Below are 18,646 nucleotides of genomic sequence, written 5' to 3' on the forward strand. Positions count from 1 at the left end.
TTCAACGGCTAAAAAGAAAGACCTATACGGTAATAAACGGCAACGGCATCGGGCTTCAGCCAGTCCGGATAATCCAGCGGCCAACCGACGGTGATCTGCTGTGACAAATATCGATTGGCGACTCCCGCCCCGACCGCCGCGCCCCACAAGGTGCCGGCGGATTCGCTATCCCCTTGATGCGAAAAAAGGTGGCCGCCATCCAGCGCCGCCGTTAAGGTCAGTTCGCCCAATAATGGCAACGCCATAGGTCGCCAGTTGATTTCATTGCGCCAATAGCCGCCACGGTTGCCTGACAGATATTGTTCTTTAAATCCGCGCACCGAACTCTCTCCGCCCAGCGTGACCTGCTCGCTGCCATACAACGCCTGCGCCGAGTACTGACCGTAGAAGTTGGTGAGATAACTGATGTTTTCGCTGATCGGGTGGTAATAACTGACGGCCAGCGTCAGCTTGTTAAACGCTGCCCGTGGCGCATCGCTATCTTTGCCGGCATCGCTTTCCGCCCCAAACCAGCGAGTCCCGCGGCTGTACGCCGGGTTAAATGTCGCCAGCCCGCCCCACAGTTTCTGGCTGTGATTAACGCCGACAATGGCCGTGCTGAGTTTCCGGCTGCTGGACTGCAAAAGCACATCATTGAGGTAGTTATGCCCGATACGGTGAGTCATGCCTGCCGACAGACTGGTTTTCATATCGCCATTACGAAAAACTACCCGCGACACCGACAGACGGTGCGTCTGACTATCGCCGGTCGAATGCCAGAGGAAATCCCGATTCAGGAAATCATTACGATAGCGGCTGTGGGAATAGTCATAATTGAGATTCCAGTAGCCATACGGCAGTGACACGCCCGCTTGCAGATTGTCGGCATCCTTTCCGTCATTGAATTCACTGCTGTGTCCCCCGCTGATAAACCACTGATCGGCAATCCCCAGCATGTTGTCCGCCCATAGGCCGCCATTGAGCTGCTGTTGCCCGGTGCTTTTTTGCCCACTATTATCAAAACTGATATTTGCCGTCAGCGGCAGCCGTTTTTGGCTGGTCAGATTGACGATGGAATAACCGGGTTGGCTGCCAGGAAGAATTTCAATACTCACCTGCTGCGTCGGCATGCGGTTAAGCTGTTCCATCCCCTGTTCAATATCGCGGAGATTCAGTATTTCACCTTTAAGACCGGGGAATACCTGTTTTAAAACGCGCTTTGATTCATTATTGATTTTAATATATTCCAGTCGTCCTTCCAGAATATCGATCGTTAATATTCCGCCGGACAAATCCTGCTCAGCAATAAAAGCACGACTGGTAATATACCCGCGTTCGATATACCAATTACTGACATCATGAATAAGTTGATTTATTTTATTAACATTAATACATCGATTAATATAATTTTTATTTAACCGTTCTTTATCTTTTTCATTCAATAATGAACTATGTTGATAGCGGATCGCCTGAATGGCAAAACAATGCCCCCGATCGGTTTCATCTCCCGCCGCTTGCCGCGTCTGGGGCTGGTTCAACTGTAATAAGGATTCTCGCTGCTGGCGGGCCTGTTCAATGACTTCCGCCTGGCGTTGCTGTATTTCATTGCGGTCCGCCGGATTAAGCGGAGCTGACAAGACGAAATAAGGAAAAAAAATAGGCAGAATCAAAAGCAGCCTGATAAAAACCCGCATCGGTTTCATCCCTGAAGTTATTCGTTTTTATTGGTTATAGTAGAACCGTTAATTATCAAGCTCAATATGTTTTATGACATATAATTTTACAGTAATTAATTTTTCCTTAACTCAATACAAAATATTGTAATAACTAATAATAACAGAAATATGCCTCATCAACCGCCGGCTGGCGACCTCCCGCCTGTCAACCCGATATAGCGCGCCTTTTCAATAAGGGAAACCTATGGCTTCTCGAATAGTATTTTTGATGCATCATATTGTATATTGAGTGGCCGGGGCGACGCTGATGCCCTTTACTGGGGGAATGCGTGAACTATCCAATAGGACAAATCAATCACAGTTATCTGGGTTCCAGCGTCTACACCATGCTGCGTGACGCGCTTATTGTCGGCCGCCTCAAACCGGATGACCGTCTGCGTATCCGCGAGCTGGCCGCCCAGGTTGGCACCAGTGTGACACCGGTACGGGACGCTATTTTGCAACTGTCCAAAGAGCAGGCGCTGGTGCTGAAAACCCCACGAGATATTCGCGTGCCGCAGTTAACCGAAGAGCAGTTTATGGAGATCCGTACTCTGCGCCTTGCGCTTGAGGGGACGGGCGCGGAACTTGCCGCCAAACGGATCGCGCCGCAGGATTTGGAACGCATGGCGGTGAATATTCAACTGAACCGGCAGGCGATTGAAAAAAATAACCTGAGCGATGCATTACAATTAAATAGCGAGTTCCATTTACTGCTGGCGCAGACGGCACAGATGCCTTTACTGAGCCAGTTTATCGGCAGCCTGTGGATGCGGACCGGGCCGTTAATCGCGCAGGCTTACGCCCATTTTTCATTGAAAATGGCGATTGAGCATCACTACGATGTGCTCAGCGCGTTGCGCCAGCGGGACAGTCAGGCCGCCAGACAATCCATTCAGGAAGATATTCTTGACGGCAGTGAAGCCATGTTGGCTTTTATTGCCGTCGAACAGCAAGAATAACGGTGCCCCCTCCCCGGCGTATCGGGCGACACGGCGCAGGGGACGGCGGCGCGTCGTTTCAGTTTCAGGCCGCATCGACCTGAGCAAGCAGGCTATCGACAAACAATCGGGTCTCCCCCGCCTGGTGGATAAACGCCGTCAGTAACGCACTGAAGCGCGGTTCGGTCAGCGAATCCAAAGCATGCTGAGTACACAAGCGTAGCGTGCCATTTTCATCGAGCGCCAGCCAGCATCCCTTCATTGCCGCCATCTCAAAGTTCAGTAACAACATCAGATGATAAGCGGCTGGGCTGTCATAGCCCTGAAAGCTCATCAACTGACAGTGCAGCAGCAGCGCATCGCTGTTGTCCGGCATTTCCAGCATGGCGGCCTCTTGTCCATCAGGCCCATTCATCACGCAGATCCCCGCCTGTAAACTCAGCGAAGTGCGGTGTGTCTGACCGTAATGTTGTAGTAACCGGCTAACGTGTTGTTGTGCGGGGGTCATCTGTTTCTCCTTCCTTATGATTGTCCTTTCAGTTTCAGGCCTTCTTGCTGTAACTGTTGCAATGCGCTGGCAGTGGACGGCGGCGCTTTCGCAATTTCCCCGCCCAGCTGGTAGCTTTGCGGCAGCGTCTGGTCCTGACCATAGCTGAAGTTGATGCTGCCAAGCAGTTTGCTCATGCTCACGCTCGCACTGCTTGACGCGTTGATAATGACCGACGGCGTATTGAATCCTTCGCTCTTTTTCACCGTCTGCGAGACATTGATGCTGGCCAGACGCAGGTTATTGCGATCCTTGAACAGCGCGATAACATCATCTTTTCCATGCGTTTTATTCTGAATGCCCTGTTCTATTTTTTCCCGGACATCGTCCTTCAGCTCCAGCGCTACCGATACCGATACCGTGGCTTTATCATTGGCCTGCAACCGGCTGACGATATCGTTTAACGCCGGATTCTCCGCAATCAACTGATTAATGCGGTCGGCATTACTCGGCGGCAATGTGGAAAACAGGTGGCTGCTCAGCACCCGGAACAGCCCGTTTTCCGTCAGTTTGCTCAGATTAGTGTACGAAGTGGTATGTTTCACGCTGTCCAGCGTCGCGCCATCCCGCCGGGCAACGTCCTGACGAACATTCAGACGCTTCAACGCCATTAGCCCCTGGTACCGCTCATCCGTTTCCCCTCCTTTGTCGGAAAAGTGCTCGTTCAGAATCGCCAACTGTTCATCCGGTTCCGACATTTTCTTCACGCCATCGATCAACAGCTGGCTGGCCGGATCGGTAAAAGCCGACGAGAGCGTTTGGGTTATCTTATCAATGTCTTTTTTCTCCAGCGGTTCCGCCTTCTTCATGTTCAGACTGATCGATTGGTTGGTGCGTGAATCCATCGAAACGTTCACCCCGATGCTGGTTGAGGTAAAGATCGGGACGAGACCATCTTTGGTGGTTCTGGCGATACCGGCGCTGAGCGTGGCGTTCGTTCCCGCCGTCGCCTGATTCATGAAGCGCATACGATTGTCGGAGACGGTATAGGTGGTTGAGTTTTCGCTTTGCACAACACTTTTGGCGCGGCTCGCGGACAGGACGTTGACGCCGGCGGTCATCCCGACAGATCCGCGCAATACGGCTTCGGTAGGCGCTGCGCCCTTATGGGTTAAATTGATCCCGCCGCGCAGTTCCAGCGCCGCATTGCTATCCAGATCAAAACTGACCGTTTTACCCGACCGCACGCTGTGCTGCTCCCCTTTATCCAGCAGATCCAAAGGGTTAATCGCGCCGCTGGACAGTCCGTCGATAAACGCCGGCAGTTCCTCTTCCGTCAGTGAAAAGTTAAGCGCATTCTGTTGCGCCATATTCAGGCTGGCCGATACGCTGAAAGAGGCGCGCACGTCGGGGGTAAAGCTGTGCTTGCTGTTGATGTCCTGCGCCATTTGCGCCGAGGTTTTTCCCGTCAGGTATTCACTGACATCATAACCGCCGGAGTAGGTCAGCTTACCCGTGACGCCGCCGCTGCGTTCAAAGGACACATTGACGCCGTTATCCGCACGGGAAAAGTTCATACTATAGGTTCTTTCGCCGCTGATACCGCCCCCCGGCACCGGGGGGAAAGGCAATGACGTGCCCGTCACGACAAACGCCATCGACGCGCCGCCGCCATAATTACGACTGAATGCGATACTTTCGTTGCTATCCAGCGATAACAAGGTGGCTTTCATTTTATCGATCATGTCCGCCTGGCCGGTGGTCTGCATCACGGTCCTCGAAGTGACGCTGACGGCGTGATCCTCCCTTCTGAACGCCTTCATGAACGTTTTGATGGCGTCGTAATCTGCTTCCAGCGCCTTGTGATTGGTAAAACCCATATCGGTCAGTTTCTTCACCGGGTTCTCCCCGTATTCGCCCTGCCGCAGCGCATTAAGCGCGTTCATCAACGGCGCCAGCGTCGCCTCGTCCGGCGACGTACCGGACAACGCGCCGAGGCGGTTGGTCAATTCATGCACATCGCCGAGCGTCAATGTATCCAGCACCAGCCGGGTTTTGGCCAGCGACATCATGTCGCGGGTATCACGCTGCTGACCGGGCGCATCGGTATTCAGTTTCTGATGCATCGGGGTGTTGCTGTCGACAAACGCTTTAACCAGCGAGCCGGCCGTACTCTCTTGGGATGAGGGCGTGCTCTGCATCGCAGCCAACAACATGGGGGCAAGATCTTTCTCCTGACGATGCAGACCCAACCCGTTCTGGGGAGCCGGTTTCCCTTCCGTTTTCACCGCGCCAGCGTCATTCAGAAGGCGCTGATCCCTGCCGATGAGCAAGGCGGCTTTGGCGGAACTGCTTTCCAGTTCGCTATGAAACTGTTTTAACAGGTTTAGCAGCGGCTGCCCTTTTTCGCCCAGATCCAGATGCTCTATCTTGCTCGCCAGATCCATCGTCGGCGTCTTGGGCTGCGCGGTGGCCGCTTCCAGTTTTTTCAGCAGGGCGGCCTGCATGTCATAAACCGGTTTCAGCCCTTCCCGCCCGGCAATCTGATGCTGAACATGGTCGGTAAAGGTCTTTATCGGTCGCGGCATCGCCAGTGAGAAGGTGAAGATATGCGCCCTCACCAGATCGGACAAATTGCTTTTAACCTGCTGCGACTCTGCGCCTGTTTTACCTAACAGTTGCGCATCCGCTTTCACGCTGACCCCGGTAAACGGAATACGCTTTCCTTTCGTTGCCGTATCCAGCGTATTGAAAACCGTTTCAGCCGCGCGGGTTTCCGCTCTTACCGCTTCCTTGCCCTTCGGGATCTCGGTTTGCCACCCGTCCGATTGCAGGGTATGCAGTTGATGCTCATCCTGCGCGACTTGCAGGCGATTTTGCGCATCGGTTCCGATCGCGTTTATTTTACCGTCTATCGGCGTATTCACCGGCCGCCACTGCGCTTCAATGTGGCGGGCCGCGCTTTGCCAGTCGGCTTTCGGCAGTTGAAAGAGCGCGCCGTCATGGTTCAGCACGAAAAGGTTCTGCCGGCTATCGAGCGTGATATCGCGAATTTCACCGGACAAACCATTTTTCGGCAACGCCAACGGCGCCGCCGCCTGCTTGTCTGAACCGGGTCTGATCTGGTGGAAATGCAGATCGCCTTGCGGGTTGACGGTAATAAATTTATGGCGATTGACCACCGCCATGGCCGAAATGCCCTCCTGTTTATCGATACCCGGCAACGCCGTATCGGCTGATGGCGCCGGACGCACCTGCGACAGAGCGAAAACGTTATTATCACCGTGTGTAAAGGTGGCTGATTTCTGATTGATGGTTAGCGGGAGAATCTCGCCGTCCTTAAGGATATAGGCCTGATTATCCAGACCGCGTTTCAACTGACTGGCCTCCACGCTGGATGTGTCCCAGTTCCGGGTGTTGTCATTGTAAAAATGGACCTTGCCGTCCTGTAGCCCCAGTTTTCCCTGCCGGCCCAGGTCCAGCGTATCGATGCCGACCGGCGCCGGAGAGCTCAGGCCCAGCGTATTATCCACCACCAGACTATCGCTCAGGTTCCAACCCGGAACCGGCGACATGGCGTTTTGCCCCAATGACGCAACATGCTTTTGCCCCTGACGATCGCTGACCAGCGCATGTAGCTGACCATGTTCATCATGTGAAAATCCGGTAATGCGACGATCGGCACCCAGAGCGGCATCCAGCGCTGGCGTATCATAATTCGTCAGCGTCACGCTCGGTTCGCCCGTTCCGGGCAACGGCGCATGGTAGAGTTTGCCCGCACTATCGGCGATCAGCAGGCGTTCGGCGGTAATGGCAACCGACTGCGCATGTACAGGAGCACTATCCGCCAGCCGTAGTTCGACGGGTTGGGGAGATGCGTCCAGCGAGGAGAGAAGATGCAGCTGCGTCATGTAATCCCGCTCGGTCAGCACGGCCAACTGCCCGTTTTGATTAGCGGAAAAGGCGCCGATCTTATCGCTAAACGCCGACGCGACGCGCCCCGGAGAGAGGTTGATCAGGGTATGAGAATCCTGAATCGCATACAGCTGGCCGTCGCCCTGCCGGGATAATTGGCGATGAGAAACCTCGCTGGTTTGCTGCCAGACGCCAAATTCAGTATCGAGCGCGAACAGTTTACCGTCATGAATCCGTAGTTGCCCGCCGATATCGGAAGCCGGGCCGGGCCGTTGATAGACGCCAGTCAACAACTCGTGATTCATACGCCCGGATAATGGCACCTCGACCGATTCGCCTGATGCAGTCTGAAGCGAGAGATGACCGGGCGTATGCGCTGGCTGGATGCCGCCAGTCTGGTCTTTCCCCTGCCTGTCCATGCCCGGAATGGCGCGGCGTCCGCTGCTGTGTAACGCGATATGATGCTCCCCCTCGCTCTGGATCGCGAACAAACGGCCGGATTTATCCAGCAGGACATGCTGTCGGTCGTCCTGACTTTCATGGTGGGCAACAAACGGCTGGCTATTTTTCCCCAGCGTTTGCTGTAGCAACGTGGTTAGCGTATCCGGCAGCCCCTTGCCGAACTGAAGTTTGCCACGATCGTCCATCCTGACGCTGAACTCCGCGGCCGGGGCAACGCGCGCCAGACTCTGAATCGGGCCGCCGGATGCCAGCGATGCGCGTAAATCCTCTGATGAGTTTGCACGTTGAGTTTTTGCTCCGACAGCCGGGGGCTGACTGCTCTCGCCCGGTTCCCATGTCCTGCGCCCCGGATGCATCGATATCTCATGCCGCGGTGAAGCGACCGGCGAGGAAGGCGCGGTATAAAAGCGCTGTGACGTGTCGCTGTCGGACTCGCTTCGCCGGGGCGAGTCAGGCAGCGAACCCGGGGGAGTGAAAAACCGCTCGCTGCCGGACAGGCTGCCGCTGCTGCTTTCCCGCGTCAGGGACGCCATCGGCGCTTCCCGCCGGGCCAGACTCTGAATCGGCCCTCCGGACGACAGCGAATCCCGCATCGTGCGCGGCAAACTCTGAATCATGCCGCCCGATGCCAGTGATGCGCGGAGATCCGTCAGGCGCGCGCCCTGATTTTTCACCTGGCTGCCAGACCCCTGAGTCAGAACCGGCGGCTTATTTTTATCATGTAACCCGTGTTGCATCAGCGACTGCACGTTTTTCTGGCCCGAACTGCGGCGGCGGCCCTGTGTCAATGGCGGTGGATGAGCGTCGGATGAATTGGCCTTATCAAGATGCAGAATTGATTTAACGTGGCGGATAATATGCATGGTGAATCCCAGGATAACGAGTGGCTGTCTTGCTAAGTGGGTGGCTTTTTTATCCGGTTCCCTCGCCCAGCATTTTTCTCTCTGCCTGCCGGGAACCGGATTTCTTCTTTCATCACTTAAAACACGACAGACGAAAGGCTGTTAATCCTCCACTTACTTAACCCTCAAGGGAGCAATCATGGCTGAAATCAATACCTCGTTTAACGTACCATCTGGCGTGGGTTTTCCCCCGGCAGGTTCCGACTCAACGTTTGGCGGCGGCGATGCCGCGTCATCGCGATCGCCGCAACAGGAGCGTCAACTGCTGGAAGCACTGGGAACATTGCTGACTGCGCTGCTTCCCAATCTGCTGGAAAATGGACAATCATCGTCCGATAGCAGCCCGCTTTCTCAGGCTTCCGGGCAGGGAAACCAGGGCGCCGGGGCAGCCGGTCAGAACGGTAATCCCGCCGATATATTAATGAAATTGCTCGAAGCGTTGATACCGGGCAGCAACACGCAGGGGGCAGGCAACCAATCCGGCGCGACCGGCAGCAATAACGGGGCGTCGCCGCTGTCAGGCGCATCGGGCAGTAACGGTACGCAAAATCCTGAAAATCTGGGACGCTCTCTGCTACAGGATTCCATCAGCAACGCGCTGAACAACGCGATCAACCCCACTGCCGACGGCGGCGGTGAACTCAGTGACAATATGCTGCTCAAGGCGTTGATGGAGCTGATTGCCAACCTGATGGATGCGCAAAAAGGCGAATTCGGCCAGCCGCAAAATAGTACATCGTCACCTGCCAACACCGCGTCGCCGGGCTCATCGGGCAGCGGCGGTGGTTCCGTGCCGTCAACAGCAACGGGACAAAGCGCTACGCCTTCTGCTTCCGCAAACCCTTCAGCCAGTTCCGGCATTCCCGCTTCGCCTTCGAACATACCGTTGACCGGCGCCAGCGCTGAAGCAGGGAAAACCGGGGCGGTTACCTTTCCTGCCGCGGGCAAGGACGTCACCACCGTGAATGAGACTATCAAGGTCGGCCCCGGCGAAGTCTTTGACGGCGGCGGCAAGACCTTTGTCGCCGGAAGCGCATTAGGCGACGGCAGTCAGGCGGAGGGACAGAAACCCATTTTTGAGCTGGCTCAGGGGGCGACGCTGAAAAACGTGGTGTTTGGCGATAACGCCGCCGACGGCGTGCATGTCCGCGGTGATGCGAAAATTGACAATGTGCATTGGACCAACGTCGGTGAAGATGCGCTGACCGTGAAATCCAACAACGGCAAGCCCGCCAACGTTGAAATCACCAACAGCAGCGCTCAGGGCGCTTCAGACAAAATCTTCCAGTTGAATGCCGACGCCAACCTGACCATCGATAACTTTAAGGCGAAAGATTTCGGTACGTTTGTGCGGACCAACGGCGGCCAACAGGGCAACTGGAATCTTAACCTGAGCAATATTGACGCCGAAAACGGCAAATTCTCGTTCGTGAAGAGTGACAGTGAAGGATTGAATGTGAAAGGCAGCAACCTCAACCTGGTTAACGTCAACAATCACTACAAAGTCCCGGACTCCGCTAACTTACAGGTGAATTAATATGTTGAATACGATGATTGACACCCATAACGCGCCCACCCGCTGGACCGATCTGACCAGGCGGGGAGGATACCTGTCACCGGACCAGCGTCTGGCGTTCGAGCGGGCCATTCAGCGGGTCAACGATTGCCTGAACGTAGTGTTAACGCAGAAAGATGCGCCACAGCGGGGAGCCTTTGAGTTCGATACGTTTGTGGATTTACTGGAGCAGGATTTTCTGCGCCATGCCGACCTGCATTCGGAAAACGGTTTGCACAGCGATGTGGCGCAAACGGCATACTGGGTGGTCAGAAAGATGGCCGACCATTTGATGGCCGCGCGTCAGGCCGCCCCGCTATTCAAATAAGCAATAAAACCCACCGACTAACTCGCCACCTGTCCAGCAGGTGGCGTTCTTCAACCGATATCCACTGGCTAAATCACAAATCCGGCGAAAAATACCCGGCAAAATCCCCACGGTACCCGAGCATCGCCCGGTGTATCTCAGGCTTACAACGTTTAAGATGCCAGAATAGTTCACGGTTTTTCTCCCTCCCGGCGTAAAGAATTATGCTGAAGTGGGCATGACCGCCGAGTGAGCGACAGGACGTCGCGAAAGCCAGTGCCGCGTTGGCAACTCGTCACTGGCGGCTCGAAAGGCGGGCATGAACGCCGAAGGCACCGCGTTAGCGGCATAATTTTCGCCAAAAGCCCGGGTTCTCAGGGCGCTGGCGATTGAGCGCCCTGAGTCGTGCATGGCGCGAGTGCCGCAGAGAGATACCGCTTATTTATCACGCACGAAACCGTCTCCGCGCTTTGCATAGCAGGGAATCATTCCGTGATGTGAACGTTTGTCCTCAAACTCAAACAGGGCCTGCGCCCTGTTTTCGTTATTGCTCGATGCTAATCGTCTTTTATGCGGCCAGTTTTTCCAGCCCCATGTTAACGATTCGATCACCGATCATGGCGGCATCGATTCCCAGCGATGCGCCGCCATTGCCACGGGCATGCAGGTTGCTATTGCCGCTATCACCCGCCACGGCGCTCTTGACCATGCCGACCGCTCTCAGGAATTGATCCATGCTGCTTTTGGTCATGCCATCATCATCCGGCTTGCTGAGTGCTTTCGCCCACGATTTGTCATCCTGCTTCGCCGTTGACCAACCGTCTTTCTGGTACTCAGGTTTCCCGAACACTTCAGGATATTGATCCATGAACTGACCAATTTCTTTCGCCATCGCCCGATCTTCTTTATCGACAAAATAGCGGGTCGGGCTGTCATTATGCGTGCTGATATTATTCAGCTCCTGTAGGCCGGCCTTCTGCCCGACGCTCAGACCCAGCGTGCTGCCAAGCTGGTTAAATGCGCCGGCGCCGCTCAACCCCTGCAAGCCATTGCCGCCTAACTGTAACGGCGTTTGGTTGCCTAATGACTGGCTCAAACCGTTGCCGGTAATGGCAGTCAACGCATCCTTGACGCCCTGGGTATAGGCGGAAATTTCCGGGGACGTAGGCTGATTCTGACCGAACAAGCCGCCCAGACCGTTTTGGTTTTGCGACGCGCCGCTGCCCAGCAGATCATCCAACGCACTGAACAACAGATTACCCAGCACCGCCGTTGGATTCATGGCATTCATGCCAGCTCCCAATGCGTTACCTAAACCGCCGCCCAATGCCCCGCCCAAACCACTCGCCAGTCCGCCACCGAGCGCTCCCCCCAGATTACTGCCCAAACTACTGCCCAGGTTGCCCAGACCGCCTGTCAGCGCGTTACCCAATCCTCCCAGACCACTACTCGAGCCGCCGCCGTTCAGCAAGCTTCCCATGAACAGCATGGATGTCATCAAATCAGACAGTTGTTCCACGATGTTATTCAGTTGGTTGCTAACTTGATTTTGTGATGAATTGTTTTGAACCGCGTTACGCTGTGAAAGGTTGTTCGTTGTCTGTAGCAGGCTGTTGCTTCCGCCTGCCTTGATCGTAATTTGCAATGAGGTACTGCCACCAAGAGAATTAAGCATAATATTTCCTCAACAATAAAATGGGTTTGTGAACAGCGCCATCCTGTTTGCCGATTAGGACGGCCTGCATGAGATTGGCGCTCCCCATTTAAGTGATTCTGCGGCCGGTTCAGTTCCCTTCTCTTTGACTGAAAAACGCTTATCGCCACTCGCTTTCCCGTTACCGGGATTACCGCCATTACGCCGGCGGCAACCCCGCCAGCCGAAGCAGATCGGCGACAGCCTGTGGATACCGCGCCGCTGATATCGGTAAGGTGCGACGTAATATCAGCCTCTGCCGCGCATCCATACTCAGATAACACTCCCCCAGCGCTTCCGCCTGCTGAAAGCGCTGTTGCAAAACCTGACGTATTCCACCGGGATAACGTCTACCCGGCATCAACGTCAGGCATAACAGCACGTCCGGGGTCTGAGATCGCGCAGAAAGGCGCTGGAAATAAAACGTGGCGTCATCATTAACCCGCCAAAGACCCGCGGGCAGATGCGCTATCGCGGCAACAAAATCCTGCTGATGGGGGAAAACCTCCGCATGCTCAGTCATCAACACTCACCCGGCTGAAATCCGCAGGACCGCTGCGCAGATCGGGGGACCACCAGATAACGAGTTGACGAGCGTCAGGCTGCGGGCGACACGTTACCGACGTGCAGTTCGCGACGGGGCGAGGCGCCGAACAGGCACTCAGCAGCACCGCCAACAACACAGGGAACAGGTATTTGTGTCCATTGTTTTTTTTATGACGCGGTTTTGTGCCGAGAGATCGTTTACTCATCGCTTTTTTCCACATAAGGTTTCTCCGGATTATTGCGCCGACAGCAGGGAACGCCGGGCAGGCTGCACCGCGGCGGAAGGTTGCAGCGCCAGAAAGACTTCGCTGGATTCTCCCGGCGCCAACAGGGTTTTCGGCCATATCGCGACAGCCAGCGTCCGATTGCCGGTACAGGCGGCTTCATCCACGCGCCGGGGGAGCGTGCCGCTATTGCGCACCACACCCACGCTCAGTTTCACCTGACTATTGCCATACCACTGGTTGCGGCCGCTGTCATACACCAGACCCGGCTGGGAACGGCAGACCTCGCTCAGCCGCGTACCCCGATCCTCCTGCTGAAATCCGGCGGGAAACTGCTGACTGGCCAGGTCGCGCAACGCATTTTCGACCAGACTGTATAAATCGGTCTTGCCATTGCGCTGTGCGACGCGGTTCATGACGCCGTTCAACTGATGTCGGTTTTCGGTGGACACATAGCGGGTGGGATCGGTCTGATCGCCAATCAGATGCGGCGTTAAAATAAACAACCGCTCACGCCGGGAAACTTCATGGCGCGTTGAGGTAAACAGTTTCCCCAGTATCGGGATATCCCCCAATATCGGAATGCGGCGATCGCGATCGCCGCTCTCCTCGACGTGGAAACCTCCCAGAACCAATGCCCGGTTCTCGCCGATCAGCGCCTGCGTGCTGACCGTGCCGCGCTTCACGCCAGAGGCCGCGCCGTCACTGGCGGTTTCAACCTGACCATCTTCAATATCAATGACCAACTGGATACTGCGCTGCGCGCCTTGCCCCACGACGCGCGGCGTAACCTGCAAACTGGTACCGGCGGTCACCGGCTGGATCTCGGCCACCCGTTCGCCGGTGGCGGTGATGAACGCCGTGCGGCTGAAATCCACAATAGCGGGCTGATTTTCCAGTGTCAGCACGGAGGGATTGGCGACAATCGATGCGGTTCCGGCGCCTTCCAGCGCCTGAATATCGGCAAAGAACCGTTTGAAATCACTGACAAACAGGGTGTTGCGTCCCATCATCATGGTGCTGCCGGCGCTGACGTTCCCCAGTTGCCCCTGCCAGTTCGCTTCCAGACGCGACAACGCAGAACGATCGACATCCAGAATGATGGCATCGATATTCACCAGATTTTGTGGCACATCGATGTGCTCAACCAACTGCTGGTATTCGGCGCGTCTCTTCTCGTCATCACGGATTAACAGGGCATTATTGCGGACATCGGCCGATATTTTTCCACTCAGCGACTGCCGGCCGCCCTCCTCTGCGGTACGTTCAGGATTATTGCGCGTCGCCAGTCTGACCATCATCGCCCGGGTGCTTTCACGCATCATGTCCATTCCCGTATCCGGCTGCGCCGACACCGGACCGGATGCGCCAACGGGAGCGCTGCGCTGGCCGTCCATCAGCTCGTTAAGAATGGTCGCCACGCCGGGGATCACCACGCGCTGATCGCGATATTGCAACGTCCGGTCGGATACCGAGGCATAGCGCAGTGGAAATATCATAACCTTGCGACGTTCTTCTTTTTTCTCCCGCTGCTGGCTGAAATTGCGGATTAAATCGATATAGGCCTGCGGCCCGGTCACCAGAACGACGCCCTCTTCCGGCAACTCGCCCCAGCCAAAACGCGGATCCAGCAAACCAATACCGCTGAGCGCCTGTTTCAGATCCGGCGCGGCCTCTTCCGATATTTCCAGACGAACCGACCCCTGTTCGTCCTGCGGACTGACATACAGCGCATTGTTGTATACAAACCATTGGAAACGGTGTTCCAGCGCCAGACGATTGAGGAAAGCGACCGGCGTATCGGCGCGGATTTTGGCCGTAACGTCATTGTCGGCAATGTTTCCCAACATCAGATCCACGCCGTGGCTATTGGCGAAATCCGTCAGAATGCCAGACAGCGGCGTCTGTTCGGCGGAATAAGCATAGGCCCCTTTGTTCCACTCTGACGGCGTAGCGGCGTGCGCCAGCGGAATCATGCCGATCAGAACCAGCGACCAGCAAAACCAACGGTATAACATCAGTAAAACGCCATATAACGCCTTACGCATGCTGTTCTCCTTGCAAAAAAACCAGCGTATTCAAATTCAATGGGACCGCCGCGGCGGTTCTGATCGCGGGAGATAGCAATCCCAGCCAGGCATCGCGTTGATTCAGAAGCGTTTCCAGACTTCTGCACAGCCGAAAAGCGTCATCGGGTTCGTGCCGCATCCATAGCCACAGTTGCTCATCCTGCGGGGACATCGACAGCATGGCGGTTTCATCATGAAACTGGTGACGCGCGGCCTCGGCCAGTTGCAACGCCTGCTCCAGCATGTGCTCATCAAGGGGAGCGGAGAGCGGGATCGCGGCGCGGCAGGCAACCCCGCACGAATGCCGTACCAATGCGACCGCGCCTTTATCAATTTCCAGTCGCAGCACCGCGACGCCGCTATTCAGCCAGTTTTCCACTACGATGGTTAAATCAGTTGAAGTCATTGATGATGGCCTTCGCCAAACCGTGCTTGACGCTCAACAGTTGTCCCACCGCCCAACTGGCGTTGGAATAGTTCATGCTGGCCTCAAAAAAGGCATAGCTGTCTGCCTGACTGGCGCCGCTGTCTGCAACATTCAGCGCGATGTCGTCCAGCTTTTGCTGCGCGTTGATCAGATGGGCGTCCAAACGACGCTGGGTAGGATTGATGGACATACTGAACTCTCCTGTGGTTGACCTGATGTTGAGTGGTCAACCCTCGGTAGCAGTTCCATTATTTCCGGATCAAAGTTCGCGGACGCCGGGCGGCGCGGGAACATCCGGCGGCAGCAGTTGTGCAATGGCCCGCTGCCAGTCGAGCGACATCACGCCATGGGCGGTGATCAGTTTCATGGCGTCCGCTTCCAGCGATTCATCACTGGCCAGGCGCCACTCCAGATGAGAATGCGCCTTCAGCCAGCCGTTCACCTCCGCCAACTGGGCGGGATGGCAGTACAACGTCCCTTTGACGTCGTTCTGTTGCTGTTTCAACAGCTGTTTTAACAGCGCGCCATGCCGTTCCTGAGCGGGCACCTCGTCCAGTAAACGGCTCAGCGCGTCACGCAATAATTGAGCCGCCTGCGTCACCAGAACCTGCTCAAGATTTTCCCGATCGCGGGCGATGCCTTGTAACAGACTGTCGGCCTGCTGCCAAAAACGGGCTTCCGCCTGTTCCCGCACGCGCCGGGTTTCTTCCTGCGCCTGTTCGCGCGCCTGCTGCAAAAGTTCCGCCGCTCGCGCATTGGCATCATCCCATAGCGTGCGGCTGCGCTGATGTTCCGCAACCCGCGCCGCCGGGATAATCACCGTTTCATCGCTCGTTGCACCGGGTAAAGCGACAAACCTTCTTTTGGCTAACATCATCACTCCTTATGACATCGCTCCATCCTGCGTGACGGCGGCCGCCTTCCAGACCAGCGCGTCACATAGCGTATTTAATCGTCCGGCAGGCAATGCATATTCCGGTTTACGGCAGCGCGTCACCCAGGATTGAGGAAACAGCAGCCGCAAGCGCGGCCAACAGATTTCACCATAGCGAACCCGCAATAGGGTCAGCGCGTCAGCGTATCCGTCAGTAAACGCGACGTGTTGCGATAACCACAGCCCCGGACGCAGCGCTTTCGCCAGCCGCCGACACCAGGTAATCTGTTCGTCGGTCAACACTGACGATGGCGCCGGCGGCTGGCACGCCGCCGCGATCAGATTCAGAATTTGTTCGCGCTGAAACGCACTGAGCGTCCCAATCTGCATCAGGGAAACCACCGGCTCCGGCGGCAATTGCATCGGCAAATCGAAATGCCGGCTCAGCAGCGGAATATTGGCATGCATAAACGCCCGCGCTTTTTGCCGCTCCACAGGGAAAATGGCTTCGCTTTTCCAACTGGGATCGGATTGCCATACACAGCCACTCGCCCACCACGTCAGCCAGTCAAGGCGTGTTACTTCCGTGTGCATATTGGCCTCGCTATTGTTGTTTTTATGATTACCGTTGTTATTCACGGCACGCATGATTTATCACTGCCGGGCCTCTCCCCGTTTCTGCCGCCACTGCTGAATATGCGGCTGGCCCAGCCGCCATCCCAACAGCCCCATCAGCATGATGCCTAACAGCGCGACGCTCCATTGCCAACGCTGCATTTCATCCGGCGTCAACGTGAATGGCCCCAGCGTCACTACCGGCACCGTATCCTGATAAGGCTCCGCCGGAACGAAAACGATAGCCAACTCCTTATCACTTTTTCCCGATAGCCCGGGAATGCTGCTGGCCACCATACGACGAATGCGCGGCTCCATGCTGTCTGGCTCCAGCTCCGCACGATATTTGATGAATACGGCGGCAGATGCAGGCTGCACCGGTTCACCGGGCGCAATCCGCTCCGGCAATACCACATGAACGCGGGCAACCAGTACGCCGTCAATCTGCGTCAGCGTCGCTTCCACTTCCTGCGACAGGGCATAAATATAGCGGGCGCGCTCTTCCAGCGGCGTAGAGATCACGCCGCTCTTCTGGAAAACCTCGCCCAGATTGGTTCGCGACTGACGCGGCAGACCGGCGGCGTTAAGAATATTGACCGCTCTTTCCATGTCTTTAGCCTCGATCACCAGCGTCACCCCCGTTTTATCCACCCGCTTCTCGGCGGCAATCTGATAACGTCCGAGCGTGGCGATCGTTTCATTAGCATCGTTTTCCGACAGGCCACGGTTCAGCTCAATCGGTTTTTCACAGCCGGTGAGCAGCAGCGCTAACAACAGAAATATCGCTCGCTTGTGCATTTTCATAGGCCGCTACTGTAAGTTGGTGAGTTTTTCCAGACTCTGCACGCTTTTCGCCACCAGTTTGGCGCTGAGCAGACTTTCAAGATAGAAAGAAGACAATGTCCGGGTGGCATCCAGAACATCTTTCGGATCATTGGAGCGCATGGACTGGCTGACTTCACGCTCCGCCGTTTTGAATACCGAACCCAGCCCTTGCGATTTTTCCGCCAACGCGCCCAGCCACTGGCTATTATCGGCGACCGGCGTGACCGGTTTGGATTCAAGCGCCGCGCTGAACCAGGACACATCCTGACTGTTGGCGAAAAGCCGATCGTCACCAACCTGACCGCCTGATGAGGCTATCTCATTCACATGGGTAATTTTCATGGTAGTGAATTCCATAGAGGAGCGAACAAGAGAGAAACCGGGGAATCATTCCCCCCGGTTGCATGATGATCATCAGAACTGAATAGCTTTTGCCGCTTTCTGTCCGGAGTTCAGTGACTTAGAGGCAGAATCCATCTGACCATCCAGAATGGAGTTTTCGGTATCCAGCGCAATTTTCTGCGCCTGGGCGTCCGCCGCACGGGTTAATGAACCAGCCATAGCGCTGTCCAGCGTTTGAGAGGCGTTCTGCGATGCAATCTGAGAAAGTCCTAAGGCCATGATGTATCTCCAAATAATGAAAGTTTATGATATTGAACTGTCATGCTGTACCTACAGTCATCTTGTTCATTCATTAAGTAGAGAAAGGCATGTAATGAGTTCCACGCCATGCGAAATTTTTTATGACGGGCTATCCCTGCCCGTCACCCTTCGGGCCGTCGCAAGCGACGTTGAAAAACGCTCCGGCGTTTTTTTATGACGGGCTATCCCTGCCCGTCACCCTTCGGGCCGTCGCAAGCGACGTTGAAAAACGCTCCGGCGTTTTTTTATGACGGGCTATCCCTGCCCGTCACCCTTCGGGCCGTCGCAAGCGACGTTGAAAAACGCTCCGGCGTTTTTTTATGACGGGCTATCCCTGCCCGTCACCCTTCGGGCCGTCGCAAGCGACGTTGAAAAACGCTCCGGCGTTTTTTTATGACGGGCTATCCCTGCCCGTCACCCTTCGGGCCGTCGCAAGCGACGTTGAAAAACGCTCCGGCGTTTTTTTAT

General features: G+C 55.7%; 17 protein-coding genes. 3 read left to right on the plus strand and 14 right to left on the minus strand.

The genetic code is table 11. The annotated features are described in order from the left end of the window. Positions 1 to 8 precede the first annotated feature (8 nt). Positions 9 to 1,673 (minus strand): ShlB/FhaC/HecB family hemolysin secretion/activation protein, encoded by a 1,665-nt coding sequence (locus B4923_RS09675; protein WP_109054142.1) that lies wholly within the window; start codon positions 1,671 to 1,673, stop codon positions 9 to 11. 311 nt (positions 1,674 to 1,984) lie between these two features. Here B4923_RS09675 and B4923_RS09680 point away from each other — a divergent pair, with 311 nt between their 5' ends. After that, positions 1,985 to 2,656 carry a GntR family transcriptional regulator gene (locus B4923_RS09680; protein ID WP_109054143.1) on the plus strand — a complete coding sequence of 224 codons (672 nt, stop codon included), beginning with the start codon at positions 1,985 to 1,987 and terminating at the stop codon, positions 2,654 to 2,656. Between the two features lie 64 nt (positions 2,657 to 2,720). Here the strand turns inward: B4923_RS09680 and B4923_RS09685 are convergent, their stop codons facing one another. Both B4923_RS09685 and B4923_RS09690 read right to left on the minus strand, forming a co-directional pair. Continuing rightward, positions 2,721 to 3,143: a type III secretion system chaperone gene (locus B4923_RS09685; RefSeq protein ID WP_109054144.1), complete on the minus strand. Its 423-nt coding sequence runs from the start codon at positions 3,141 to 3,143 to the stop codon at positions 2,721 to 2,723. 14 nt (positions 3,144 to 3,157) lie between these two features. Next, on the minus strand, positions 3,158 to 8,362 hold the full coding sequence (locus tag B4923_RS09690) for an AvrE-family type 3 secretion system effector (protein WP_245929527.1): 5,205 nt from the start codon (positions 8,360 to 8,362) through the stop codon (positions 3,158 to 3,160). A gap of 178 nt (positions 8,363 to 8,540) precedes the next feature. Between B4923_RS09690 and B4923_RS09695 the strand changes: the two genes are divergently transcribed. Both B4923_RS09695 and B4923_RS09700 read left to right on the plus strand, forming a co-directional pair. Next, complete coding sequence (locus tag B4923_RS09695) at positions 8,541 to 9,938, plus strand: pectate lyase (protein WP_109054145.1); 1,398 nt, start codon at positions 8,541 to 8,543, stop codon at positions 9,936 to 9,938. A 1-nt stretch (position 9,939) separates the two neighbouring features. Beyond that, positions 9,940 to 10,284: a DNA-binding protein gene (locus B4923_RS09700; RefSeq protein WP_109054146.1), complete on the plus strand. Its 345-nt coding sequence runs from the start codon at positions 9,940 to 9,942 to the stop codon at positions 10,282 to 10,284. A gap of 547 nt (positions 10,285 to 10,831) precedes the next feature. On the opposite strand, the gene B4923_RS09705 is transcribed toward B4923_RS09700, so the two are convergent. From B4923_RS09705 to B4923_RS09755, 11 genes are all read right to left on the minus strand, one after another. Continuing rightward, on the minus strand, positions 10,832 to 11,938 hold the full coding sequence (locus B4923_RS09705; RefSeq protein ID WP_109054147.1) for a type III secretion protein HrpN: 1,107 nt from the start codon (positions 11,936 to 11,938) through the stop codon (positions 10,832 to 10,834). A gap of 178 nt (positions 11,939 to 12,116) precedes the next feature. Further along, a complete protein-coding gene (locus B4923_RS09710; RefSeq protein WP_109054148.1) occupies positions 12,117 to 12,479 on the minus strand; it encodes a type III secretion protein in 363 nt (120 codons plus the stop codon). After that, positions 12,472 to 12,708: an HrpT family type III secretion system protein gene (gene hrpT, locus B4923_RS09715; RefSeq protein ID WP_425428611.1), complete on the minus strand. Its 237-nt coding sequence runs from the start codon at positions 12,706 to 12,708 to the stop codon at positions 12,472 to 12,474. The genes B4923_RS09710 and hrpT overlap by 8 nt, the downstream gene beginning before the upstream one ends. A gap of 29 nt (positions 12,709 to 12,737) precedes the next feature. Further along, positions 12,738 to 14,774 carry a type III secretion system outer membrane ring subunit SctC gene (gene sctC / locus B4923_RS09720; protein WP_109054149.1) on the minus strand — a complete coding sequence of 679 codons (2,037 nt, stop codon included), beginning with the start codon at positions 14,772 to 14,774 and terminating at the stop codon, positions 12,738 to 12,740. Further along, positions 14,767 to 15,201: a type III secretion system chaperone gene (locus B4923_RS09725; protein ID WP_109054150.1), complete on the minus strand. Its 435-nt coding sequence runs from the start codon at positions 15,199 to 15,201 to the stop codon at positions 14,767 to 14,769. Before B4923_RS09725 ends, sctC begins: the two co-directional genes overlap by 8 nt. Beyond that, the gene (locus tag B4923_RS09730) at positions 15,188 to 15,412 is read right to left on the minus strand and encodes a serine kinase (protein WP_109054151.1); all 225 of its coding nucleotides are present in this window, start codon (positions 15,410 to 15,412) and stop codon (positions 15,188 to 15,190) included. The genes B4923_RS09725 and B4923_RS09730 overlap by 14 nt, the downstream gene beginning before the upstream one ends. Before the next feature lie 69 nt (positions 15,413 to 15,481). Next, positions 15,482 to 16,096, minus strand: coding sequence for a type III secretion system stator protein SctL (sctL, locus tag B4923_RS09735; protein WP_109054152.1), 615 nt, complete (start codon positions 16,094 to 16,096; stop codon positions 15,482 to 15,484). Positions 16,097 to 16,105: 9 nt separating this feature from the next. After that, positions 16,106 to 16,744: a type III secretion protein gene (locus tag B4923_RS09740; RefSeq protein WP_245929532.1), complete on the minus strand. Its 639-nt coding sequence runs from the start codon at positions 16,742 to 16,744 to the stop codon at positions 16,106 to 16,108. A 6-nt stretch (positions 16,745 to 16,750) separates the two neighbouring features. After that, entirely contained in the window at positions 16,751 to 17,515 is a 765-nt protein-coding gene (gene sctJ / locus B4923_RS09745; RefSeq protein WP_109054153.1) for a type III secretion system inner membrane ring lipoprotein SctJ, read from the minus strand. 6 nt (positions 17,516 to 17,521) lie between these two features. Beyond that, positions 17,522 to 17,878 carry an EscI/YscI/HrpB family type III secretion system inner rod protein gene (locus B4923_RS09750; RefSeq protein WP_245929534.1) on the minus strand — a complete coding sequence of 119 codons (357 nt, stop codon included), beginning with the start codon at positions 17,876 to 17,878 and terminating at the stop codon, positions 17,522 to 17,524. A gap of 72 nt (positions 17,879 to 17,950) precedes the next feature. After that, entirely contained in the window at positions 17,951 to 18,157 is a 207-nt protein-coding gene (locus B4923_RS09755; RefSeq protein ID WP_109054155.1) for a type III secretion system major pilin HrpA, read from the minus strand. Positions 18,158 to 18,646 lie beyond the last annotated feature (489 nt).

Source organism: Brenneria roseae subsp. americana (assembly GCF_003115815.1).
Lineage (GTDB): Bacteria > Pseudomonadota > Gammaproteobacteria > Enterobacterales > Enterobacteriaceae > Brenneria > Brenneria roseae.